This is a genomic window from Paraburkholderia phenazinium, assembly GCF_900141745.1.
In the GTDB taxonomy this organism is placed as follows: Bacteria; Pseudomonadota; Gammaproteobacteria; order Burkholderiales; family Burkholderiaceae; genus Paraburkholderia; species Paraburkholderia phenazinium_B.
Window position 1 is genome coordinate 3,874,777 of the sequence record NZ_FSRM01000001.1, and the last position, 23,984, is coordinate 3,898,760.

Annotated in this window: 16 protein-coding genes; 7 read left to right on the forward strand and 9 right to left on the reverse strand. The window is 63.5% G+C overall.

Features of this window, described 5'->3' with window-relative positions:
• Nucleotides 1-111: 111 nt before the first annotated feature.
• Both BUS06_RS17345 and BUS06_RS17350 read left to right on the forward strand, forming a co-directional pair.
• Nucleotides 112-1,368, forward strand: coding sequence for an O-antigen ligase family protein (locus tag BUS06_RS17345; protein ID WP_074266155.1), 1,257 nt, complete (start codon nucleotides 112-114; stop codon nucleotides 1,366-1,368).
• Nucleotides 1,369-1,525: 157 nt separating this feature from the next.
• Nucleotides 1,526-2,536: a glycosyltransferase gene (locus BUS06_RS17350; protein ID WP_074265379.1), complete on the forward strand. Its 1,011-nt coding sequence runs from the start codon at nucleotides 1,526-1,528 to the stop codon at nucleotides 2,534-2,536.
• A gap of 37 nt (nucleotides 2,537-2,573) precedes the next feature.
• Here the strand turns inward: BUS06_RS17350 and BUS06_RS17355 are convergent, their stop codons facing one another.
• A complete protein-coding gene (locus tag BUS06_RS17355) occupies nucleotides 2,574-3,665 on the reverse strand; it encodes a glycosyltransferase family 4 protein (RefSeq protein ID WP_074266157.1) in 1,092 nt (363 codons plus the stop codon).
• Between the two features lie 11 nt (nucleotides 3,666-3,676).
• Complete coding sequence (gene msbA / locus BUS06_RS17360; protein WP_074266156.1) at nucleotides 3,677-5,473, reverse strand: lipid A export permease/ATP-binding protein MsbA; 1,797 nt, start codon at nucleotides 5,471-5,473, stop codon at nucleotides 3,677-3,679.
• Between the two features lie 243 nt (nucleotides 5,474-5,716).
• Between msbA and BUS06_RS17365 the strand changes: the two genes are divergently transcribed.
• Complete coding sequence (locus tag BUS06_RS17365) at nucleotides 5,717-6,475, forward strand: glycosyltransferase family 2 protein (protein ID WP_074265380.1); 759 nt, start codon at nucleotides 5,717-5,719, stop codon at nucleotides 6,473-6,475.
• 120 nt (nucleotides 6,476-6,595) lie between these two features.
• On the opposite strand, the gene dnaE is transcribed toward BUS06_RS17365, so the two are convergent.
• Nucleotides 6,596-10,183, reverse strand: a complete 3,588-nt coding sequence (gene dnaE, locus BUS06_RS17370; RefSeq protein WP_074266158.1) for a DNA polymerase III subunit alpha — start codon at nucleotides 10,181-10,183, stop codon at nucleotides 6,596-6,598.
• 349 nt (nucleotides 10,184-10,532) lie between these two features.
• Between dnaE and BUS06_RS17375 the strand changes: the two genes are divergently transcribed.
• Together BUS06_RS17375 and gluQRS are read left to right on the forward strand one after the other, a co-directional pair.
• Nucleotides 10,533-11,396, forward strand: a complete 864-nt coding sequence (locus tag BUS06_RS17375; RefSeq protein WP_074265381.1) for a sulfurtransferase — start codon at nucleotides 10,533-10,535, stop codon at nucleotides 11,394-11,396.
• 36 nt (nucleotides 11,397-11,432) lie between these two features.
• Nucleotides 11,433-12,374: a tRNA glutamyl-Q(34) synthetase GluQRS gene (gluQRS, locus tag BUS06_RS17380; RefSeq protein WP_074265382.1), complete on the forward strand. Its 942-nt coding sequence runs from the start codon at nucleotides 11,433-11,435 to the stop codon at nucleotides 12,372-12,374.
• Here the strand turns inward: gluQRS and BUS06_RS17385 are convergent.
• From BUS06_RS17385 to purT, 6 genes are all read right to left on the reverse strand, one after another.
• Nucleotides 12,361-13,830 (reverse strand): DEAD/DEAH box helicase, encoded by a 1,470-nt coding sequence (locus tag BUS06_RS17385; RefSeq protein WP_074265383.1) that lies wholly within the window; start codon nucleotides 13,828-13,830, stop codon nucleotides 12,361-12,363. The genes gluQRS and BUS06_RS17385 overlap by 14 nt on opposite strands.
• Before the next feature lie 406 nt (nucleotides 13,831-14,236).
• On the reverse strand, nucleotides 14,237-15,673 hold the full coding sequence (locus BUS06_RS17390; protein WP_074265384.1) for an aldehyde dehydrogenase family protein: 1,437 nt from the start codon (nucleotides 15,671-15,673) through the stop codon (nucleotides 14,237-14,239).
• Between the two features lie 95 nt (nucleotides 15,674-15,768).
• Nucleotides 15,769-17,421, reverse strand: a complete 1,653-nt coding sequence (locus BUS06_RS17395) for an acetolactate synthase large subunit (RefSeq protein ID WP_074265385.1) — start codon at nucleotides 17,419-17,421, stop codon at nucleotides 15,769-15,771.
• A 215-nt stretch (nucleotides 17,422-17,636) separates the two neighbouring features.
• Nucleotides 17,637-18,017 (reverse strand): MliC family protein, encoded by a 381-nt coding sequence (locus BUS06_RS17400; protein ID WP_074265386.1) that lies wholly within the window; start codon nucleotides 18,015-18,017, stop codon nucleotides 17,637-17,639.
• Nucleotides 18,018-18,064: 47 nt separating this feature from the next.
• Nucleotides 18,065-18,277, reverse strand: coding sequence for a DUF6726 family protein (locus BUS06_RS17405; RefSeq protein WP_074265387.1), 213 nt, complete (start codon nucleotides 18,275-18,277; stop codon nucleotides 18,065-18,067).
• 104 nt (nucleotides 18,278-18,381) lie between these two features.
• Nucleotides 18,382-19,596, reverse strand: a complete 1,215-nt coding sequence (purT, locus tag BUS06_RS17410; protein ID WP_074265388.1) for a formate-dependent phosphoribosylglycinamide formyltransferase — start codon at nucleotides 19,594-19,596, stop codon at nucleotides 18,382-18,384.
• Nucleotides 19,597-19,752: 156 nt separating this feature from the next.
• Between purT and BUS06_RS17415 the strand changes: the two genes are divergently transcribed.
• Complete coding sequence (locus BUS06_RS17415; protein WP_074265389.1) at nucleotides 19,753-20,298, forward strand: META domain-containing protein; 546 nt, start codon at nucleotides 19,753-19,755, stop codon at nucleotides 20,296-20,298.
• An 82-nt stretch (nucleotides 20,299-20,380) separates the two neighbouring features.
• Entirely contained in the window at nucleotides 20,381-23,980 is a 3,600-nt protein-coding gene (locus BUS06_RS17420; protein WP_074265390.1) for an FtsK/SpoIIIE family DNA translocase, read from the forward strand.
• Nucleotides 23,981-23,984: the final 4 nt, after the last annotated feature.

The following is a 23,984-nucleotide window of genomic DNA, read 5'->3' on the forward strand; positions in this document are numbered from 1 at the left end:
CCCGCGCGGTTATAATCGCCATCGCCCTGCCGTCTTGAAAAGGAGTGCTCCGAGCCTCCGGCCATGCATTCGGCGAACTGGAACGGTAGCGTTCATAAGAATTCACAGCCTATGATTTTTGCTCCCAGTCTGATCTGGCTCAGCACAGCCTTGCTATTTTTTGCCCCCGCCGTGAACCTCGTATGGCGCGGCGGCACCGGCTACGGTTTCTTCGGACTCGTCGCGCTGTCGCTGGGAGCCGCCGTCGCCAACAAACGCACTCCGGATTATTTCAAGGGATTACGCACCTATAACTGGTACACCTTGGGCATGCTCGCGTTTCTGGTCGCGATCATGTTCCAGCAACTGGTGATGCACTACTGGTTGCCACGCCAGTTCGACGCACTGTCGCGCTTCACGTTCGCACTACCGCTATTTTTGCTGCTGCGCCAGTTTCCGTCGCGCAACCTGCGGGCCATCGGCTGGGGTTGCGCAGCGGGCGCCATCGCCGTGGGCGCCTGGGCTCTGATCGCGCAGCCGCAGGGCGGCTGGACCGATGCGAGCCGCGCCAGCAATGCCTACACGAACGCGATCCCGTTCGGCGACACCGCCTTGCTGCTCGCTTTCCTGTCCGTCTTTACGCTGGGTTGGGACGGCCCGCGCGACTGGCGGATGCTCGCGGTCAAGCTCCTTGCGCTGGTCGGCGGCGGCTATGCCTCTTACCTGTCCGGCTCGCGCGGCGGCTGGATTACGATTCCCATTTTTGCGATCCTGCTCGGCTGCCAGTTCCACTGGTTCGTGCACAAGAAGCGCCTGTGGGTTGCGGCGCTCGCCATCGTGGTATGCACCGCTGCGCTGCTTTCGACTGAACGCGTCGAGCGGCGGCTCGAAGATGCCACCACCGATTTCTCCGCGCTGCATCATGGCGACGAAAACACCTCCGTCGGCTTGCGCCTGCAGTTGTGGCAGGCCTCGTTCCGACTGTTCACAGAGCATCCTGTGTACGGTGTCGGCAAGGGCAAACTGGAGCGGGCGCTCGGCGACCTCGCCGCGCACGGTCAGGCCAGAACCGAGATCGTCAACGAGCGCGCCCACAGCGATTTCTTCTCGACCATCGCCGAAACAGGCGCTATCGGCGCAGTCTGCCTGCTGATTTTCTATTTCGGCCTGACCGTCCATTTCTGGCGCGAGCGGCGCAACCAGGATCCCACGATTCGGGCTGCTGCCTATTCCGGACTAGCGGTGTCGTTCAGTACGATCGTGTTCGGCCTGACGATCGACGTGCTGGTGCCCGTCATGGTCACGTCGCTGCTCGCGCTGCTAAGTGCTGCGTTTCTGGCCGTCATCGACGCGCGCAAACGCGAGCTGTCGCATCCTGCAGTCCGGTAGGTAGGTGAGTAGTTAAAACGAGATGCTTTTTCAAGATAAAGCATCTCGTTTATAGTGCTGTGCACGCCAGAATGGCGAACTGGGGCAGCGGCAATCAGAATGCCTGGCCAGAGTCCAACAACGATTAGAATCTAGCCGAGCCAACTCAGCCCGCGCCATGAACAACAGCGTCCAGCCCTCCCCGTCTGCCGTAGCGGCCAAACCGCTAGCTTCAGTGCTACTGATCGCTTACAACCAGGAAACACTGGTTGGCGACGCAGTGCGCAGCGTGCTTGCGCAGACTTACGAACCGCTGGAACTCATCATCTCCGACGACGCTTCGAGCGACGGCACCTTCGCCGCGATCGAAGCTGCCGTACGCGGCTATAACGGACCGCACAAGGTCATCACGCGCCGCAACACGAGCAACGAAGGCATCAGTGCGCACCTGTCGCGGCTCGCCGGGATGGCACGCGGCGAGTTGCTGTTCGTTGCGGCAGGCGACGACATGTCCGCCCCGAACCGCTGCGAACGGGTGGTCGAGTACTGGCTTGCACAGGATCGCCGCCCGGACCTGATCGCCACCGATCTCGCCGACATGGACGAAACCGGCGCCGTCCACGAGCGGATGGAGCCGACCGATCTCGGCACGTATCGGAGCTTCGACGACTGGGCTGCCGAACGGCCCTGGCTGGTAGGTGCAGCGCATACATGGACGCGCCGGCTGTTCGAGCGTTTCGGACCAATGATGCCCGGCACGGCTGCCGAAGATCAGGTGATGACCTTTCGTGCCATCGTCTCCGGTGGAGCGCTAAGCCTGCGTGAACCGCTGGTGTGGTACCGGCGCGGCGGCCTGTCGGGCAAGCGCCGGTATCGGACGGTGGCCGAACTGGTGGGACGATTGCGCCAGGGCAACGGCTTCGCATTAGTTGAAGTGAAGCAGCTGCAGCACGACGCTGAAATTGCCGGACTCGGCGACAGAATGCGCGCCGTTCTAGCGCCGAAACTCGCGCGCGAACAGTTCATTCATTCGATGTTCAGCGCTCGCGGGATCGGCGAGCGCCTCACGCTGATCGCCGCCAGCCACAACGTCAAACTGGGGCTGCGGATCCGGATGCTGCTCTACAGTACCTTTCCGGGTGTCTACGCGCCGACGCTCTGGATCAAGCGGCTCAGGCGAGCACGCTAAGGCGGCAGGCGTGCCGCCTGCGTCCGCGTTCTTTCGCTCAGCGACGCTCGACTATCTGTGTGGCTAGCCCCAGCAGCGCGTCGACGTGACTCGCAACGCTTGCGTCGTAGAGCACCGCTTCACGTGCGACATCGGCCGAAGCTGCGGCCGCCGTGGGCGACGTTGCGCCACTGGCGAGCCGAGGCCGAATAGCACGTTCGAGGGTGGCGCGCAGATCGGCGAGATCATCCGGCGCGAAGACGAATTTCGCATGCGACGCAATCGCATCGCAGCAGCCGATACTCGACGGAAAGATCACCGGCGTGCCGCACATCGCCGATTCGACTCCCACCAGTCCGAACGGCTCGTACTTCGACGCGAGGATCGTAAAGTCGGCGGCCCGATAACCGTCCTCGATTTCCTTCACATAGCCGATGTAGCGCACCCGCTCCGAGGTGCGCGCGGGCGGTCGGCCTGCGACGGCAAGAACCACCGGCAGCGTGGTCCCTTCCAGCGCCGCTTCGATAAGCGGCAAGCCCTTGCGCTCGTGACTGCTCGACGGGAATAGCAACACGATCTCGTGATCCGCGAAGCCGAACTTGCGCCGTAGCGCGCCGCGCTGCTCACTATCTACCGGCTTGAAGCGAGCGCCGTCGACCGGCGGGTAAAGCACGCGAACCTTCGCCTCCGCGACGCCATACAGCTCGCGCAGTTCGTCGCGCATCAGATTCGAGTGAGCGACAACGAAGCTCGCCTGTTCGTACTGCTTGCGCTCGAGTGCGATCTGCCAGGTATCGGAGCGTTTTTGCACGCGACCAGTCGCACGCAAAAACCCGAGATGAGTGCCGCCGCAGATCGCAATTTCCGAAGAGTCGACCCGGTTGCAGCCGATCAGCACGTCGACTTTGGCCGCGCGCCGCGCCCGGCGCAAACGCCATGAAAACCAGTAATCGCGCAGCTTGCCGGGGAGCAAGGACACCTTGATGCGATGCGTCTCGACCATGCGGCTTTCCGGCACCGACATATCGAAGCGCCGGGCAAAAAACGCCGGCGTCATGCCTCGCGCGGCAAAGCCGCGCACCAGATCCATCGCGTAACGCTCGAGCCCGCCGCTGTGTTTCAGCGCATTGCTGGAAAGTCCGATTTTCATCATTCAGCGCATCAAGCCGCGTTCTGCTGAAACTGGATGCGATGCAGATGCGCGTACAGCCCGTCTTGCTCGAGCAGTTCGCGATGACTGCCGCGCTCGACGATGCGCCCGGCTTCCAGCACCAGAATCCGGTCGGCACGCTCGATGGTGGACAGACGGTGTGCGATGACGAGCGTGGTGCGCCCCTTCATTAGCGTTTCCAGCGCGGCCTGCACATGGCGTTCCGATTCCGAATCGAGCGCCGAGGTGGCTTCGTCGAGGATCAGGATCGGCGCGTCCTTGTAGATGGCGCGCGCGATCGCCAGACGCTGGCGCTGACCGCCCGAGAGCATCAGGCCGTTGTCGCCGACCAGCGTCTCGGTGCCCTTCGGCATGGATTGGACGGTATCCCACAGGTTCGCCGCCTGCAGCGCCGCTTTCACCTTCTCGGGATCTGCCGTCTGGCCGTAAGCGACGTTGTGCGCGATCGTGTCGTTGAACAGCACGACGTCCTGGCTAACCATGGCAATCTGGCTGCGCAGCGCGTGAATGCCGTACTCCGGCAAAGCGACGCCGTCGACCAGAATCTCGCCGTCCGTCGGATCGAAGAAACGCGGCAGCAGGTTGACGAGCGTGGTTTTGCCGCTGCCCGAGGGGCCCGCCAATGCCACCATCTCGCCCGGCGCGACCTTGAACGACACACGGTCGAGGGTCTGTCGTTCGTGCGTACTGGTGGCGCCATAGTTGAACGAGACGTCGCGGAACTCGACTTCGCCCGATGCGTGATCAAGCGGCTTGCCGCCGCCCTGCGGCTCGGACGGTTCGTCGATCAGACCGAAGATCAGTTCGGCAGCGGTCATGCCGCGTTGCAGCGGCTGATTGACGTCCATCAGATGCTTGAGCGGCGAGACAATCAGGAGCATCGCCGTAATGAAACCAACGAAGCCACCCACCGTGGTTCCGCCATGCGCCGATTGCACGACCGCAATCGTGACTACCACCGCCAGCGCAATCGACACCAGAAACTGGGTAAGCGGCTGGGCGAGTCCACCCGACGCAATCATGCGCAGCGAGTAACCTCGCAGGCGACGGCTCATTTGGGCAAAGCGATCCATCTCATACTGCTCGCCGTTGTGCACCTTGACCACCTTGTAGCCGCCCACCGTCTCCTCGACGATGTACGACAACTCATTGGTGAACATCTGGTTTTCGCGATTGAGCCGGCGCAGCTTCCGGTTGATCTTGCCGATCACCCAGCCGATTACCGGCAGCATCACCGCGACAATCAACGTCAGTTTCCAGTCGAGCCAGAACAGATAGCCGAGCAGGTACAGGACCGTCAGCGAATCGCGCACCAGCGTAATCAGCACGCCCAACAGCACGTTGAGAATCTGGTTGACCTCAAACACGATTGCGTTGATGACGGTACTTGCGGTCTCGCGTTGAAAGAAGCCGACGCTCGTGTGAACCAGCCGCTCGAACATTTCCAGGCGCAAGCGTAGCAGGACCGTATTCGAGATGTACGCGATCAGGTACCCCGACGCGTATTGGGAAACGCCCCGCACCACCGCGAGCACGAGAATACCAAGCGGCACCATCCATACCAGGCCATGCACGGCATTCGGGCCGAAGCCCTTGTCCAGCAGCGGCTTGAGCATCATGGGAATCAGCGCGTCAGTGCCGGCGCTGACAGCCATGGCGACAATCGCACCAATCAGGGTCCAAAGGACCGGCTTGATATACGGCCAAAGCCGGCTCAGTAAGGCGGCAGGCGATGTGACATCTCCTGATCCGCCGATGACTTTGCTTAACGTGGGCTTCGCGCTCAAGGAATCCTCTGAAAAGGCGAACAAGGCATCCGCCCGGTGGGCGAATCCTGAATACCGCATTGTAAACGGTTGGGCGAACTGGATACCTGGGGCCGTTGTGCCCCGGTGACACCAGACCGGTAGTGGTTCTTACGGTTTGTTCCGTGCGGGCTCAAGGTGGGTGCCAAGGGCGTGAGACGGCGGTGCGCTGTGTATACTTCCCCGACGCATTTTGCCCATCCGCCCCCTCTCCGCTAATCAGGCATGAAAGAAACCACCCTCGGCGTCGCCATCATCACAAAAAACGCGGCGTCGCGCCTGGCCGAGTGCCTCGCCGCCGTGGCGTTCGCCGACGCGATCGTCGTGATCGACGGCGGCAGCACCGACGGCACCGTCGAGATTGCCCGCGCACACGGCGCCCGCGTGCTGCAGGAGCCCGACTGGCCGGGCTTCGGGCCGCAGAAGAACCGCGCGCTGGATGCGCTCGACACCGGCTGGATCCTCTCCATCGACGCCGACGAAATCGTCACGCCCGAGCTCGCTGCGGCGATCCGCGCCGCAATCGACGCGCCGTCCGCGGAGGTTTACGCGGTGGACCGCCTCTCGAGCTTCTGCGGACACTGGATCAGGCATAGCGGCTGGTATCCGGACTGGATCCCGCGCCTCTTCAGACGCGGCGCCGCGCGCTTCTCCGATGACCTGGTGCATGAACGGCTAGTGTTCGATACGCCGGCACAACGGCTGACCGGCAAGTTGATGCACTACTCGTACGAAGACTTCGAAACCGTGCTGCGCAAGCTCGATACCTATTCGACAGCGGGCGCGCAACAACGCCACGCCGCAGGCAAAGGCGGCAGCTTTGGCAAGGCGCTTGGGCGCGGTGCGTGGGCATTCGTGCGCACCTACGTGCTGCGGCGCGGCTTTCTGGACGGACGCGCCGGCTTCATGATCGCGATGTTCAACGCGGAAACGGTGTACTACCGGTTTCTGAAGCTCGCACGCCTGGGCGCGCGGGAGCGGTAGGCGTACGTCATGGCTTTCACGCGAGTGCCTGGCGCTACCGGTGTTTCTCGCGGGTTTTGATGCGCCCGGCACGCGCCAGGTGCCGCTAGCGAGCCCGCGCGGAAGCGCGGGCCGCGCCGGTCAGTAGACGATCTCGATCGAACTTCCAGCGAACTCGCCACGCAGCGCCGCGAGCAGTTCATCCGTGGGCTTGACGCGCCATGCGTCGCCGAGGCGCACTTCGCCCTCGGCATTCTCGCTGCGATAGACGATCTGCACCGCTAATCCGTTCGGGATGTGTACCGGCTGACGTTGACGACCGCCATCACCGCCGTAGCCTCCACCGTTGCGGCCACCGCCACCACCACCGAAACCGCCGCCGCGCGATGGCGTCGCAGGTGCCTGCGCGGTCTGCGGCTCATCAGCCCCCGCGCTGTGCGCTTCCAGCACGCGACGCAGCGCGAGCGCATCGGCGTTGCCGTTCATCTGCACCTTGACCGCCTCTGCATAGCGGCAACGCGCACGGCCGAGGTCCATCACGGTTTCAACGGTGAAGCGGATGCCGCCGGTGAATGCGTCGTTGCGCGCCTGGCCTTGCACCACCAGCAATTCGTCTTCCTTGAACAGCTGCTTGTGCGCTTCGAAGGTCTCGTTGAAGACCGTCACTTCGCATTGACCGGTGCCGTCATCGAGCAGTGCAATCAGCATCTTGCCGCGCTGGGTCATCTGCGTGCGCAGCGACGCAATCACGCCGGCGATCAGCTTGTCGCGCCCTTCCTTCAGCTCGCCGATTTTCTGGCGCGCGAAGCGGCGCACTTCGTCCTTGTAGGCGTCGAAAAGGTGGCCCGACAGGTAGAAACCGAGCGCACCCTTCTCTTCCTGCAGTTTCTTCTTTTCCGCCCATTCGGGTTCGTCGACCAGCTCATGACCTTGCGACGGCGCGTCACCCATGTCGAACAGGCCTGCCTGCATCGCATTAGCGCTGGCTTGATCGGCGGCTTCCATGGCTAGCGACACCGACGCGATCAACTGCGCGCGATTCGCATGCAGCGTGTCGAACGCTCCGGCACGGATCAGCGCTTCCACCGTCCGACGGTTGACGATACGCCGGTCGATGCGGTTGCAAAAATCGAACAGGTCGATGAACGGCCCTTCTTCGCGCGCCCGCAGAATTTCTTCAATCGCGTTCTGACCGCTGCCCTTGATAGCGCCCAGACCATAACGGATCGTCTTCGAACGCTTGCCGTCTGCTTCCGCAACCGGCTCGAAGCGATACGCCGACAGATTGATGTCCGGCGGCAAAACGGCCATCTTGTTCGTGATGCAGTCTTCGAACAGGATCTTGACCTTGTCGGTATCGTCCATGGCGAGCGACATATTCGCTGCCATGAATTCGGCCGGATGGTGCGCCTTGAGCCACGCGGTGTGATACGCGAGCAGTGCATAGGCCGCCGCGTGCGACTTGTTGAAGCCGTAGCCGGCGAACTTCTCCATCAAGTCGAAGATTTCGTCGGCTTTCTCGCCCGTCAGGCCGTTCTTCGCTGCACCTTCGCGGAACAACGCGCGGTGCTCGGCCATTTCCTCGGCCTTCTTCTTACCCATCGCGCGACGCAGCAAGTCAGCGCCACCGAGCGAATAGCCGCCGATGATCTGCGCCATCTGCATCACCTGCTCCTGATAGACCATGATGCCGTAGGTCTCTTTCAGAACAGGTTCGACGCGCGGGTCCGGATACTCCACCACTTCACGGCCGTGCTTGCGCGCGCAAAAGCTAGGGATCAGGTCCATCGGGCCCGGACGGTAGAGCGCCACCAGCGCGATGATGTCCTCGAAGCGGTCAGGTTGCGCGTCTTTCAGCATGCCTTGCATGCCGCGGCTTTCCAGCTGGAACACGGCGACCGTGTTGGCCTTCTTGAGGATCGAGAACGACGCCGGATCGTCGAGCGGCACCTGCGCGAGCGACCAGTCCTGCTTCGACGGATCGAGCCTGCGGATATAGCGCTCGGCCCAGTCGAGGATCGTCAGCGTGGTGAGACCCAAAAAGTCGAACTTGACGAGGCCGACCGCTTCCACGTCGTCCTTGTCGTACTGGCTCACGACACCGCTCTCGTCGCCCTGCGTGTAGAGCGGGCAGAAGTCAGTGAGCTTGCCGGGTGCGATCAGCACCCCGCCCGCGTGCATGCCGACGTTACGCGTCAAGCCTTCCACGCGCTGCGCGAGTTCGATCAGCTGATGCACTTCGTCTTCGTTGTCGAAGCGCTCCTGTAGCAGCGGCTCTTCCTTCATCGCGTCGGCAATCGTGACGTGCTTGCCGGGTTTGAACGGAATCAGCTTGGCGATGCCGTCGGTGAACATGTAGCCGAGATCGAGCACCCGACCGATGTCGCGCACGGCTGCCTTCGCCGCCATCGTGCCGAAGGTGGCGATCTGCGACACCGCGTCCGCGCCGTACTTTTCCTTCACGTACTGGATGACGCGATCGCGCCCGTGCTGACAGAAGTCGATGTCGAAGTCAGGCATCGACACCCGTTCCGGATTCAGGAAACGTTCGAACAGCAGGTTGTAGCGCAGCGGATCGAGGTCGGTCACGCCGAGAGCATAGGCGACCAGCGAGCCCGCGCCCGAACCCCGGCCCGGCCCAACCGGCACGCCATTGTTCTTGGCCCAGTTAATGAAGTCCGCCACGATCAGGAAGTAGCCTGGGAAGCCCATCTTGATGATCGTGCCGCACTCGAATTCGAGGCGGTTGTAGTACGTCTCGCGCTGTGCCTCGCGATCCGCCTCGTTCGGGTACAACTGTTCGAGGCGCTTTTCCAGCCCTTCCTTCGAGAGGTGCACAAGGTAGTCGTCGAGCGACATGCCGTCCGGCGTCGGGAACAGCGGCAGCTTCGGCTTGCCGAGTTCGAGCGTCAGGTTGCAGCGGCGCGCAATCTCAACGGTGTTGGCAAGCGCCGACGGAATATCCGCGAACAACGCTGCCATTTCCTCTTGCGTGCGGAAATACTGCTCGGTCGTGAAGCGCTTCTGGCGACGCGGATTCGCAAGCATGTCGCCTTCCGAAATACACACGCGCGCTTCGTGCGCGGTGAAGTCGTCGGGCGTCATGAACTGCAGCGGGTGAGTGGCGACTACCGGCAGCTTGAGCGACGCCGCTAGCGTCACTGCCTGCTGCACGTAGGCGTCGCCGCCAGGCTGACCGCAGCGTTGCAACTCGATATAGAAACCGTTCGGAAAAACCTTGGCCCAGTGTTGCGCGTTGCGCCGCGCCGCATCTTCGTTACCGGCCGCGAGCGCCATACCGATATCGCCCTGCTGCGCGCCGGACAGCGCCAGCAGCCCTTCACCGAGCCCGGTTTCGAGCCAGCCGGCCTCGACCTCGGCGCGACCGCGATACTGATTGGTGAGCCACGCCTTGGTGAGCAACTCGCACAGGTTCAGATAGCCGCGCTTGTCTTTAACCAGAAGCAGCAGGCGCGAGGGCTTGTCGCGATCATCCGGATTGGTTATCCAGACATCACAGCCAGCAATGGGTTTGACCCCTTTGCCGCGGGCTTCCTTGTAGAAACGGACGAGGCCGAAGGCGTTGCCGAGGTCGGTGAGCGCGAGCGCCCCCTGACCGTCTTTGGCCGCGGCCGCGACGATGTCGTCAAGGCGCACGATGCCGTCGGCAATCGAGAATTCGGAGTGAACGCGGAGATGAACGAAGCGAGGATCTGACATGGGCGTTATTGTAACTCCACCCTCCCGAAGATTTGAGAGCAAACAGACGCGCTAGCCATCCGGCCAGGGGAGGCCACTGCGCGACCCGCGATCGCGGTGGCGCCAACCGTTGACCGGCCCCGCGAGCCACCGGCGCGACACCATTTGCAAGGCGTAAAACGCGATCTACCCGGCACAATTCAACCGTGCCTTGCGCTGCCGCAACCGGATAGCCATTCGGCCGACTCGGGCAACCCGGCCGCTTGAGGGATAATACGGGTTTCGCCCAATTTGCCGTGGCCGCGCCACGCACGCGGCCTTCCACGGCCGCACGTGCGTCTGCAGCGCCGCCGGGCCACTTTTTTACCGTTGGACCATCATGAGCATCGTCAATCTCGCCGCCTACCAGTTTGAGACCCTCGAAGCGACTGCCGAGTGGCGCCCGCTCGTCACTGAGCGGTGCAACGCACTGGGCCTGCGCGGCACCATCCTGCTCGCGCCCGAGGGCATCAACCTGTTCGTCGCAGGCACACCGGAAGCCGCGCAGGGGTTCATCGACTACATCCGCCACGATCCGCTATTCGAGGGCAAGTTCGCGAAGCTGCAGTTCAAGGAGAGCCTGTCCGAGAAGCAGCCGTTCCGCCGCATGCTGGTGAAACTGAAGCGCGAGATCATCACCATGAAGAAGCCAGCGATCCGGCCGGAACTGGGCCGCGCGCCGTCCGTGGACGCACCCACGCTGAAGGCCTGGCTCGACCGTGGCCATGACGACGAAGGCCGGCCGGTCGTAATGCTGGACACACGCAACGCGTTCGAAGTGGATGTCGGCACATTCGATGACGCGCTCGACTACCGCATCCACAAATTCAGCGAGTTTCCGGCGGTGATCGAACAGAACCGCGCCGACCTGGAAGGCAAGACGGTGGTGTCCTTCTGCACCGGCGGGATTCGTTGCGAGAAGGCGGCGATCCACATGAAGGAAGTGGGCATCGAAAACGTGTACCAACTCGAGGGCGGCATCCTCAAGTATTTCGAGGAAGTGGGCGGTGCGCATTACCACGGCGAGTGTTTCGTGTTCGACTACCGCACCGCTCTCGATCCCGAGCTGAAGCCGACAGCGACGGCGCAATGCTTTGGCTGCCGCGCAGTGGTGAGTCCAGAGGCTCAACAATCGCCGCTGTACGTCCCGGGCAAGACGTGTCCCGAATGCCATCCGGATCGGAACGCTGTGCGCGCAGCCTGACAGGCACGAAAACGGCACCGGACCGAGAACCCGAACATGAGTTACCGCGGCCGTTTTGCCCCCTCCCCCACGGGGCCGCTGCATTTTGGCTCGCTCGTAAGCGCTCTTGCGAGCTGGCTGGATGCACGCGCGCACAATGGCGTATGGCTGGTGAGAATCGAGGACATCGACGGACCGCGCACGGTACCCGGCGCAGCCGAGGACATCCTGAAGACTCTCGACCAGTTCGGCCTGCATGCGGACGAACGGCCCATCTGGCAAAGCGAGCGCACGGAACGCTACCAGCAGGCGCTGGACCAACTGCGGGCCGCCGGCCTTGTGTATCCATGCGGCTGCACACGCAAGGAGATCAGCGATTCGCTGCTGAACGCCCACGCCCGCAACACCACACTTGCCTACCCTGGCACATGCCGCAACGGCCTGCACGGCAAACCCGCGCGCGCGTGGAGGTTGCGCGTGCCGGATGAGGATGTCGAGACGCATGCGGGAGAGGACGCGGCGGGGAACCCCGCAAGACGTACTGAAAGAGGCTCCGCGACGATCATGTTCGACGACAGCTGGCAGGATTTTCAGACGCAGAATCTGGCGACTGAGGTAGGCGACTTCGTGTTGCGACGCGCGGATGACCAGTGGGCATATCAACTGGCGGTGGTAGTAGATGACGCGGACGCGGGCATTACGCACATTGTGCGAGGCGCCGACTTGTTGGACTCGACGGCACGTCAGATCTACCTGCAACGTTGCCTGGGTGTGCCGACACCGTCCTACCTGCACGTCCCTGTGGTAACGAATCGCGAAGGCGAGAAATTAAGCAAGCAAAATGGGGCGACGGCGTTGGACACAAGCCGTCCGTTGGACGCACTGCGCGCGGCAGCGGCGCATCTAGGGCTGGATATGGGCAACGAGCGCCACGAATCGCTGGAAGCGTTCTATGACGCGGCGATAACGGCCTGGGCGAGACTCCTTAAGAAGAAGTAGTCCGCCTCGGCATCCCAAACCCACCCAACAACGCAGCCAACGGCTGCTTCGAAACCGGCTTCTGCGCGGCAGCAACCTCATCCGCCTCATCAATCTTCCGACTAGCGGAAGGCGAAGGCTCGTACGGCTTGGAAAAGAAGTCGTCAACAGGCTGTTGCCGATGATGATGCGGCCGCTCAAACGACGAAGCCCCCGCACCGGAACCCGCAGCCCCAGCGCGACGACGCCCACCACCGCGCTCATCCCTCTCACGCCGCGGCGCGCGCTCTTCATGATGATGCCGAACAGGCACCTCAACAGTAAGCCGCTGCACATCGAGCGGCCGCTTGATCAGCTTCTCGATATCAGCAAGCTGCTTGCGTTCATTCGGGCTGCACAAGGAAAGCGCATCTCCCGAAGCCCCAGCACGCCCAGTGCGCCCAATCCGATGCACATAATCTTCGGCATTGAACGGCAGATCGAAGTTAATCACAGCCGGAAGCTCGACAATATCAAGCCCACGCGCGGCAACATCAGTAGCAACCAGCGCTTCGATCTCACCGCGCTTGAACGCATCGAGAGCCTGCATCCGCTCGTTCTGCGTGCGATCGCCATGAATCGCCGTAGCCACTACCCCGTCGCGCTCGAGATTGCGCGCCAGGCGGCTAGCCCCAATCTTGCTGTTGCAAAACACGATCACCTGCTTCAAACCGCGCTCGCGAATCAGTTGCACTACGGCGCCGGTCTTATCCCCTTCGGCCACTTCATAAACCGTCTGGGTAACATTGGTTGCCGTCGAATTGCTGCGCGCTACTTCGATAGTCTGCGGATTGCGCAGATACGTCGCCGCCAGCTTCTTGATTTCACCTGAGAACGTCGCGGAAAACAGCAGCGTCTGACGTTCCTTCGGCAGCAGATTCAGAATGCGCTGCAGATCCGGCAAGAAGCCCATATCGAGCATCCGGTCGGCTTCGTCCAGCACCAGCATCTGCACCTGACCCAGGTTGGCCGTCTTCTGCTGCACATGATCGAGCAGACGCCCGGGCGTCGCGATCAGAATCTCGACGCCGCGTCGCAGCTGATCCGACTGCGGATTCATATCCACGCCACCGAACACCACAGCGCTACGCAGCGCCGTATGTTTAGCGTACGCATGCACGTTGGCGGCAACCTGGTCGGCGAGTTCACGAGTCGGTGTCAGAATCAGGGCACGCACCGGGTGGCGAGCCGGCGAAGCGCTGGTGCTCGCATGCGGCAGCAGACGCTGGATGATCGGCAGCGAAAAACTCGCGGTCTTGCCGGTGCCGGTTTGCGCGGCGCCCATCACATCGCGACCCGACAAGACGACGGGGATCGCCTGCTCCTGGATCGGTGTAGGCGTCGTGTAGCCCTGCTCCACAATGGCTTTCAGGATGTCGGGCGCGAGGCCAAACTGATCGAAGTTCGCGGTAGCGGGGGTGACGGCTATGTCGGACATGGTGGCTTTCGCTAAAAATGCCCCTGCGCGGGGGGCGCGGCAGCGGCCGGGGCCGCGTAGGGCATCAGGATGAAGCGGAGCCACGGCGTGCCGCACGGGACCCGATCTAGTCAGGGAAGGATGCAGCCGGCTCCGGCCGACGGAAACACCCGCCGGAAAGGCCGGTATTGTAGCACTTCAGCAAAAACACTCATGGCGCATGCGCCCGCTTTCTGCTCACACCCCGGAAAACGGGGCGCAAGAGCGCCGGGAACGGCTACAAGCCCGCACAGACTAGGGTATGCAGGCGACAGTCCTGTGACAGCGCATCAAGCGGGAGCGGGCTGTGGCCGAAGCACTGCAAACGTATGACAAACGTAAGCCGGAGCGGTCGCCCCGTCGCCCTTCAACCACTCTCACTCCCAGATCACCACGTCTCGCGCATCACCATCAACCGCAGCTCGGTCATATCCTCGATCGCGTAGCGGACACCCTCACGCCCGAGCCCGGAATCCTTGACACCGCCATACGGCATATTGTCCACCCGGAACGACGGCACATCGTTGATGACCACGCCGCCCACATCCAGCCGGTCCCACGCCTGGTGCGCATGGGCGAGCGAATCGGTGAATATCCCGGCCTGCAGACCGAAGTCGCTGTCGTTGACGGTCGTGAGCGCCGCATCGAAATCGTCGAAGCGCTCCAGAATCGCCACCGGACCGAACGCCTCCTTGCGATAGAGGTCCGAATCGCGCTTCACATCCTCGAGTAGCGTCGCCTCGAACATCGCGCCTTCCACCTTGCCGCCGGCCACAATCTTGGCGCCGTCGAGCACCGCGCTCTCCATCCAGCCGGCGAGGCGCTTCGACTCCGATTCGGAAATCATCGGCCCGACGAACGTCTTCTCGTTCTTCGGATCGCCCATGATCAGCGAGCGCGTTTTCGCGATCAGCTTCTCGCGCAGCGCATCGTAGATGCTTGTGTGCACCAGAATCCGCTGCACGCCGATACAGCTTTGTCCCGACTGATAGAACGCACCGAACGCGAGCCGGTCGACCACGTAATCGAGCTTGACGCCCTGGTCGCCGTCGACGATCGCCGCTGCGTTGCCGCCCAGCTCCAGAATCACCTTCTTTTTGCCGGCTTTCCGCTTCAGTTCCCAGCCCACAGCCGGCGAACCGGTAAAGGACAGCAGCTTGAAGCGCTCGTCGGTGGTGAACAGATCCGCGCCATCGCGATGCGCCGGCAGGATCGAAAACGCGCCCTTGGGCAGATCCGTTTCCGCGAGGATCTCGCCCATGATCAGCGCGCCCACCGGCGTGCGGCTGGCCGGTTTCAGCACGAACGGCACGCCCGCGGCCAGCGCTGGCGCCACCTTGTGCGCGGTCAGGTTGAGCGGAAAATTGAACGGCGAAATAAACGAGCACGGCCCGATCGGCACACGCTTCACATAGCCGTGATAGCCCTTCGCGCGCGGCGAAATCTCCAGATTGATGATCTCGCCGTCGATGCGCACGGCCTCTTCCGCGGCGACCTTGAACGTATCGATCAACCGCGTGACTTCGCCGCGCGAATCGTTGATCGGCTTGCCGGCTTCGATGCACAGCGCCATTGCCAGTTCGTCGTAGCGCTCGCGGAAACGGCTCACGCAGTGTTCGAGCACTGTCTGACGCTTGAACGGTGGAAACTCGCGCAGCGCCGGCAGCGCCTCCACCGCGAGACCGATGGCCTTGTCGATCGCCGCCGCGTCGGCCATAGCAACGCGCGTGGCGACTTCACCGCTGAATTTGTCCGTGACTTCAAGATCGGTATTGGCTGCAACCGCAACATTGGCCAGGTAGTACGGGTAAGTCTTTTTCAACATGACACGTTCTCCTCGATGCGACCAGTTCCACGCCTGTTGAAGCGGGGCATGTGGCAAACGCAGCCATTACAGCAAACCGCATGCCCCGCTCGCGCTCAGAGTTGCGCACTCAGCCGCTTGATCTCACGGTTCAGCACCCGCTCGTTGTCGGAGTAGTCGATCGGCAGGTCGATCACATGCACGCCCGGCGTCACGAAGCATTCGCGCAACAAAGGCGCAAACTCGTCCGCCGACGAAATGCGGTGCCCCTTGGCACCGTAGCTCTCGGCATAGGCGACGAAATCGGGGTTGCGCAGCGTCATCCCGTAGTCGGGGAAATTCATGTTCTCCTGCTTCCAGCGGATCATCCCGAACGCGTCGTCGCGCAGGATCAGCACCACCAGATCGAGCTTCAGACGCACCGCCGTCTCGAGCTCCTGCGAGTTCATCATGAAGCCGCCGTCGCCGCACACGGCCATCACCTTGCGATCCGGGTGCACGATCTTGGTTGCAATCGCCGACGGCAGCCCTGCGCCCATCGAGGCGAGCGCGTTGTCTAGCAGCAGCGAATTCGGCTCGTGAGCGCGGTAATAACGTGCGAACCAGATCTTGTACATGCCGTTGTCCAGACAGACGATGCCGTCGACCGGCGTCGTCTCGTAGACATCGTGGACGATCCGCACCGGGTACATCGGGAAACGGCTGTCGTTCTGACCTTTGGCCAGATGCTCCTCGAAGTGCTGCTTGATCTCCTTGAAGCGCGAAAAATCCCAATGCTCCTGACCTTCCTTCAGGCTCTCTTTCAACTGCCACACCGCATTGGCAATATCGCCCACCACTTCGATCTGCGGAAAATACACCGGATCGACCTCAGCACCGAGGAAGTTCACGTGAATCACAGTCTTTTCGTGCGAATCGGTGCCACGCATGAAGAACGGCGGCTTCTCGATCACATCGTGGCCCACGTTGATGATGCAGTCCGCATGGTCGATGGCGCGGTGCACGAAATCGCCGTCCGAGAGCGTGGCGTTGCCGAGCCACATGGGATGCGATTCGTCGATCACGCCCTTGCCCATCTGCGTCGTGAAGAACGGGATACCGGTCTGGTCGACGAACTCGCGCAGCATCTTGGTGGTGGTCTTGCGATTGCCGCCCGCGCCGATCATCAGCAGCGGATGTCTGGCGCTCGTGATCGCCTCGACCGCGCGCGCAACCGCCTTCTCCTCCGCGACCGGACGGCGGCTGAAGCTCTTGGGAATGGGCTTGCCATCGCCCTCTTCGTCGGCGACGTCCTCAGGCAACTCCAGATGCGTCGCGCCGGGGCGTTCTTCCTCGGCCTGACGGAAAGCTTCGCGCACCAGCGCCGGGATATTGCCGATCGAGACGATCTGCCGTGTGTACTTGGTGAGCGGCTCCATCATCCGTACCACGTCGACAATCTGGAAATGCCCCTGCTTGCTGGTCTTGATCGGCTTCTGGCCCGTGACCATCAGCATCGGCATGGCGCCTAGCTGCGCATACGCCGCCGCGGTGACGAAGTTGGTGGCGCCCGGCCCGAGCGTCGACAGACACACCCCAGTGCGCCCCGTCAGACGCCCGTAGGTCGCAGCCATGAAACCGGCGGCCTGCTCGTGACGTGTAAGGATCAGCTTGATTTTGGAGCGGCGCAGCGACTCGAGGAGATCGAGGTTTTCTTCGCCTGGGATGCCGAAGATATATTCGACGCCTTCGGCTTCCAGCGACTTGACGAACAGATCCGATGCTTTCATTGAGAGTCTCGCTTGACGAACGAGCGCGGACGGCACGCCCACGCAGTGGGATCCGGGAACGGGTGATCGAAGACGATGACAGGCGCGGCCACGCGGAAACCGGTGGGCGCGCCGAACAGCTTACTACCTGAGAGAAAAATCTGCGCGCAGATCGGCAATGGCTTGGGGTGATGCGGCCTCGCGGCCAGGGTGGCCGACTATCAAGCGGTCAGGCTCTAGCGCACGATCGTCACGCAGTCCGACAGAATCGGCGGCGCATTCTCGCCCGCGGTCGCGTCGTACAGATCGGCGCGCGGACCTTTGGTCCACCAGGTATAGCTGCCGGCCTGGTATTTCGCCCCGGAGCCCGAGAGCGTGTTGACAAACAGCATCGACTGGCCTTTGACGGGCACGAGCGCGAAGCTCTGCCCGTTCACTGCGTTCCAGTAGGTGACCTGCAGGATTTTGCCGGTAGCGCAGGTGTACTTGTGGGTCTGCGGGTTTTTCGGCTGGATCTGGGCGAGACTCAACGGCGCCGCCGAAACCGGAGCGATCGACCCCGCCATCTCCAGCAGCCCAGCCAGCAAACCCGTTACCGCAACGAGCCGTTTCCTCATTGGATTCCTCGCCTGGCTGTCAGCCGTCTGGAAGGGTTGCCGTTCGTTCAGGGATCGATGACGTCAGCGCACGCGTCGGTCGGCGCCGCCGCGACGTGGCCGACCACCGGCACGATTTTCAATCCGGCAGAAGCGACGCGGCACGGCGCGGCGGCAAGACCGCAACCCGCCAGGCCCACACACAGCGCTACCAGCACGCCCAGCGCTCCGAGGCGGCCCATCCGGCGAAGCCGCTCAATCTTGCGGGTGTCTGACTTCATGGGTACTGCTCCTGCCTTCAATACTGCAACTCCGTGCGCGCCTGCGGGATGCGTGGCGTGCGAGTTACCGCGGCTCACTGTGACAGACGAGCGCGCGTTCCAGCTTATTTCGCCGACACCGGATGTACCGCGGCAGCAGCCTGCTTCGCACGTGCCCGGGCTTCGTCGGTATTCGCGCCGGTGGCGAGCGCCACGCCCATACGCCGCTTGACGAAGCTCTCGGGCTTGCCGAACAGCCGCAGATCCGCATCGGGCACGGCCAGCGCCGCAGCTACACCTTCGAACGCGATACCGGCTTCATCCAGGCCGCCGTAGATCACGGCTGACGCCCCCGGCGCACGCAGGGATGTGTCGACCGGCAATCCGAGGATCGCCCGCGCATGCAACTCGAACTCAGAGAGACGTTGCGAGCACAGCGTCACGAGTCCCGTGTCATGCGGACGCGGACTCACTTCCGAAAACCATACGTCATCGCCGCGCACGAAAAGTTCCACGCCGAACAGGCCGCGGCCGCCAAGCGCCTCCGTGACCTTGTGGGCGATCTCACGCGAACGCTTGAGCGCGACCGGGCTCATCGGCTGCGGCTGCCAGGATTCGACGTAGTCGCCCGCAACCTGCACATGGCCGATCGGATCGCAGAAATATGTGCTTGTGCTGCCCGTTGCCGGATCGATCGCGCGCACCGTCAACTGCGTGATTTCGTACTCGAAGTCGATAAAGCCTTCGACGATCACACGCCCATGGTTGACGCGGCCGCCCGCCATCGCGTATTGCCATGCCGGTTCGACGTCGGCGTCGCTCTTGAGCACGGACTGGCCCTTGCCCGACGACGACATCACCGGTTTCACGACGCACGGATAACCGACCTTCGCGATGCCCGCCTTGAGTTCCTCGAGCGAGTCCGCAAACGCGTACGGCGAAGTCGGCAAGCCGAGTTCTTCGGCCGCCAGACGCCGGATGCCTTCACGGTTCATCGTCAGTTGCGTGGCGCGCGCGGTGGGAATCACTTCGGCGAGACCGTCGGACTCGATGGCGGCGAGCGCGTCGGTGGCGATGGCTTCGATTTCCGGCACGATCAGATGCGGCCGTTCCTGTTCGACCAGCGCGCGCAGTGCGGCGCGGTCGGTCATATCGATCACATGGGCGCGATGCGCGACCTGATGACCCGGTGCGTTCGGATAACGGTCCACCGCGATCACTTCAACGCCAAGGCGCTGTAATGCAATGATCACTTCCTTGCCCAGCTCGCCCGCGCCGAGCAGCATCACGCGCGTCGCCGAGTTAGAAAGCGGGGTGCCGATCCGTTGGCCGATCTGCATGGGGTCTCCAGAAAAATGTCGGATGAGATGGAATGGGTAGATCAGCAATGTTAACATGCGCAACCTCTGCACCGGGCGCGCAGCGACGAGCGCTCGCGCGCGGCATCCTGAGTGCGTTACCCTTACGCCTTTGCCAGTTTGAAGAGGACCGACGCCATGATCAAAACGTCTTCAGCGCGACGTGTTGCGCGTCTCGTTGCCGCGCTGCCCGCACCGCTTTTCACCGCGCTGGGCGTTGCCACCCTGCTGGCCGCCTGCTCGATGCCCACGCATCCGGATTCCAAGGCGCCGCCGCCCGACCCGTTCAACCCGGCGGCAACGCAGTTGCTCGACGACACTTCATGGGATCTCAGCAGCTGGAAGCAGGCCGACGGCACGATGCGCGCCGTCCCGGGCGCCGACAGCGGAGCGCCGATCACCCTCATGCTCTCGACGGCCACCGGCCAGCGGCGCGCCAGCGGTTTCTCCGGTTGCAACCGTTATATGGGTACCTACGGGCTGAAGGACGGCAAGCTGAGCTTCGGGCCGCTCGCCGGAACGCGGATGGCGTGTTCGACGCCCGGCGGCCAGATTGAAGGCGACTACCTCGACGCGCTGGCGCACGTCGCCCGTACCGGCGTGCAGATGCGCGCGCCGCAGGAAATGCAGTTGATCCTCGAAGACGGCGACAAGTTGACGTTCGCGCGGCACGACGGCAAATGAGGCTGTCTTCGAAGCGTTACGCTTCCCCGGTTAAACTCGATGGGTTGCGTCTTCGCGGATCCCTCATTCGTTGATGTCTAGCATGCACACGGTAGTTTTCGGCTGGTTCGGCGTGTCGGCCGTCTGGTTCATCCCTCTTCTGTTGCGTCTCGCAAAGTCTGTGCTGCCAGGCGGCGCCGGGCTGCGCGGGCCCGGCACGATCCGGCTTTGGCTCGGCTTTATCGGCGTGCTGGTGGCGAGCTCGACGCTGGAAGCGTTGCTGCCCGGGACGGTAGGCACGGACGGCTTCGGGCATGCGCTGGCGGCGGGTTTCGGCCGCCTGCTCGGGCATATCGGCACGCCGCTCGTGATGCTTGCGGTGCTGGTAGTGAGCCTGCCGTGGCTGATCGGTTTTCGTTGGAGCCGCGTCGCGCGCTGGGCGGACGGTGCGTTTGGCCTTGGCCTCGGCTTGAACCGCGGGCTCGCCAAACGCGACGAGGACGCGCGCCGGCGTAGTAGCGTCGACGATACGTTGCCTGCTTATGCGTCGACACCGGCCAATCCGATGGCCCCGAAGGCCAAGGGGCGCTACGCGCGGCCGACGGTGTGGCGGCCTTCTGCGGGCGCACGCGGTGCGGCGGCGGGGTCCGGTGCGGCAGCGGGTGGCGCGGGTGCCGTGGGCGCGAAGGATTCGGTGGCCGCGGATGCGCGCGGAAACGCAGCGTCTGGTAGCGCGGCCTGGCAAGCGAAAAGCACGGGCCGGCGTGGACAGGCAGCGCCGGCTGATAGCGCTGGCGCGATGCGCGTAGGCACGCCGGGTCGGCAAGCTGGCGTCCGGAGCGCGGCGGCCGAACCTGTCGCGCCAGCCGGATGGCCGCGCGAGCCAGGCAATGCGTTGCGCGGTACGGCACCGGTTCGGAGTGGGCTGCCGGCGACACCGGCGGCTGGTGCTGGTGCTGGTGCTGGTGCTGGTGCTGGTGCTGGTGCTGGTGCTGGTGCTGGTGCTGCAACGAGCGTCCCACGGGCATTCGACTCCAGCCGGGCTATGCCTGATGCAGCAACCGGGTCAAGGCCGACCCCGAACCGCGCGCCGTCAATACAGCCCTTCACGACACCCGTGCCTACCAGCATGCCGCCAGCGGTGCCGCGCAACGCGACGCCGACCGTTTCCATCCCAACCCTGCGGCCCATGGCCGGTACAGCACCGACCCCGCAACATGCGGCTGCTTCGGGTGCGCGCGTGCCGAGCGCACCCGGTTTTTCCCGACCCGCGGCGGCAGCGGAGCACGTCACGCCGCCCGCCAGCGTGCAGGAGACCCTACGCAGCATCGAAGAGAATGCGGCACGCTGGACGACGATCGCAGGCGTGAGTCTCGCCCGACGCAGCCCGGAAAACGTCAGGATCAGCACCGATGCTGACATGCCCGTCGACGAACCTGCGGTTAGTCCGACGCCGGTGCCGGAGGCAACCCCCATCGGCACATCCTCTGCGCGACCCGATAGGGAAGCTGCTGACAGTCGAGCTGATGTTGGCGCACCGGCCACCCCTTCGCCAGAGCCTGTCGCACCCGTGGAAGTGCCGAAGGCTGCGCCGGTGTCCGCTCCGCTCGAAGTGCAACCGCGCGCGACGACCTCGGCATTGATCGAAGCCGCCCTGCCCGACCAGCAAAGCATCGCGAAGACGCCGGCAGCAAACATCGACCACGCGAGCGCGGCCAGTGCGGCACTCGCGCCGGCCGCCGACCTCATCATCGACAAATCGCTAGCGCCATGGGAAACGGAAGTTGACACCGAACCCGATGCCGGCCATCGCGCCGATACGTCGAGTGCGTCTGAACACGTCGTGGCCGAACCGGCGCCTGCTCCTGTTGCATCGAACGTCGTCCGCTTCCCCGGCTTTGCCGCAGCGAGCGTCGGGAGCAGCGCGAGCGCCGCATCGCATGGTAGCCAGGCACCATTCGACACGACCGCCGACGACTTCGAAGACACGCCCTTCGATCACCACGCCGCCCCACGCATCGCCTCACATCTCAACGAAGATGAAGGCGAAGACGACGACCAACCCGACACCCCAATCGCCCCCGCCGTTGCGGCAGCCGCGGCCACGGCCGCAGCCCCGTTCACGCTCCCACGCAGCGAACCGGCCAACGAACCCGTCGCACCTCGGCCACCGGTAAGCGGCCACGCGCCAACCGTATTCGAGTTCCACGCCCCGGCCGCATCCCGCGTCGAACTGCCGACCCTCGATCTGCTCGCCCGCGCCGACACGGACGTCGAACCCGTCTCCGAAGAAAAGCTCGCAGAAACCGGCTTGCTGATCGAACAGCGCCTGCAGGAATTCAAGGTGCCGGTGACCGTGGTCGGCGCTTCGGCCGGCCCGGTGATCACCCGCTTCGAAGTGGAGCCCGCGCTCGGTGTACGCGGCAGCCAGATCGTCGGACTGATGAAGGACCTGTCGCGCGGCCTCGGCCTCACCTCGATTCGCGTAGTCGAAACGATCCCCGGCAAAACCTGCATGGGTCTCGAGCTGCCGAACGCGAAGCGCCAGACCATCCGGCTGTCCGAAATCCTCGAAGCCAACGTCTACCAGCACTCGCATTCGATGCTCACGCTCGCCATGGGCAAAGACATCACCGGACATCCCGTGGTCGCCGATCTGGCGAAAGCACCGCATATGCTGGTGGCCGGCACGACCGGTTCGGGCAAGTCGGTGGCGATCAACGCGATGATCGTCTCGTTGCTCTACAAGGCCACGCCCGAAGACGTGCGGCTCATCATGATCGACCCGAAGATGCTCGAGCTGTCGGTCTACGAGGGCATTCCGCATCTGCTTGCACCGGTCGTCACGGACATGAAACTCGCCGCCAACGCGCTCAACTGGTGCGTCGGTGAAATGGAGAAGCGCTACCGGCTGATGTCGGCCGTCGGCGTGCGCAACCTCGCGGGCTTCAACCAGAAAATCCGCGATGCTGAAGCCAACGGCAAGAAGCTCGGCAACCCGTTCTCGCTGACGCCCGAAGCGCCCGAACCGCTCGCAGCGCTGCCATTGATCGTGGTTGTGATCGACGAGCTGGCCGACCTGATGATGGTGGCCGGCAAGAAGATCGAAGAACTGATCGCCCGTCTCGCGCAGAAGGCGCGCGCAGCCGGCATCCATCTGATCCTCGCGACGCAGCGTCCCTCGGTCGATGTGATCACCGGCTTGATCAAAGCCAATATCCCGACCCGGGTCGCCTTCCAGGTATCGTCGAAGATCGACTCACGGACGATTCTCGACCAGATGGGCGCCGAGTCGCTGCTCGGCCAGGGCGACATGCTGTTCCTGCCGCCTGGCACCGGCTATCCGCAACGCGTACACGGCGCATTCGTCGCCGATGAGGAAGTGCACCGGATCGTCGAGTACCTGAAGCAGTTCGGCGAGCCGCAATACGAGGAAGGAATTCTCGATGGCCCCACCTCCGACGGCGCCACCCAGGACCTGTTCGGCGATGTGCCCGATGCCGAAGCCGACCCCCTCTACGACGAAGCGGTCGCCTTTGTGGTGCGCACGCGGCGCGCATCGATCTCGTCGGTGCAACGCCAGTTGCGCATCGGCTATAACCGTGCAGCGCGGCTGGTGGAACAGATGGAGGCAGCGGGCCTCGTGTCGTCGATGGGCATCAACGGCAGCCGCGAAGTCCTCGCGCCAGGCCCCGCCGAGTAAGCAG

Bases quoted from the DNA above. Each gene is read 5' to 3' on its own strand.
- BUS06_RS17365 (WP_074265380.1), top strand. From the start codon at position 5,717: ATGAAAGAAACCACCCTCGGCGTCGCCATCATCACAAAAAACGCGGCG.
- BUS06_RS17395 (WP_074265385.1), bottom strand. From the start codon at position 17,421: ATGAAAGCATCGGATCTGTTCGTCAAGTCGCTGGAAGCCGAAGGCGTC.
- BUS06_RS17400 (WP_074265386.1), bottom strand. From the start codon at position 18,017: ATGAGGAAACGGCTCGTTGCGGTAACGGGTTTGCTGGCTGGGCTGCTG.
- BUS06_RS17355 (WP_074266157.1), bottom strand. From the start codon at position 3,665: ATGAAAATCGGACTTTCCAGCAATGCGCTGAAACACAGCGGCGGGCTC.
- BUS06_RS17390 (WP_074265384.1), bottom strand. From the start codon at position 15,673: ATGTTGAAAAAGACTTACCCGTACTACCTGGCCAATGTTGCGGTTGCA.
- BUS06_RS17420 (WP_074265390.1), top strand. From the start codon at position 20,381: ATGCACACGGTAGTTTTCGGCTGGTTCGGCGTGTCGGCCGTCTGGTTC.
- BUS06_RS17350 (WP_074265379.1), top strand. From the start codon at position 1,526: ATGAACAACAGCGTCCAGCCCTCCCCGTCTGCCGTAGCGGCCAAACCG.
- BUS06_RS17375 (WP_074265381.1), top strand. From the start codon at position 10,533: ATGAGCATCGTCAATCTCGCCGCCTACCAGTTTGAGACCCTCGAAGCG.
- BUS06_RS17385 (WP_074265383.1), bottom strand. From the start codon at position 13,830: ATGTCCGACATAGCCGTCACCCCCGCTACCGCGAACTTCGATCAGTTT.
- BUS06_RS17415 (WP_074265389.1), top strand. From the start codon at position 19,753: ATGATCAAAACGTCTTCAGCGCGACGTGTTGCGCGTCTCGTTGCCGCG.
- purT (WP_074265388.1), bottom strand. From the start codon at position 19,596: ATGCAGATCGGCCAACGGATCGGCACCCCGCTTTCTAACTCGGCGACG.
- BUS06_RS17345 (WP_074266155.1), top strand. From the start codon at position 112: ATGATTTTTGCTCCCAGTCTGATCTGGCTCAGCACAGCCTTGCTATTT.
- BUS06_RS17405 (WP_074265387.1), bottom strand. From the start codon at position 18,277: ATGAAGTCAGACACCCGCAAGATTGAGCGGCTTCGCCGGATGGGCCGC.
- gluQRS (WP_074265382.1), top strand. From the start codon at position 11,433: ATGAGTTACCGCGGCCGTTTTGCCCCCTCCCCCACGGGGCCGCTGCAT.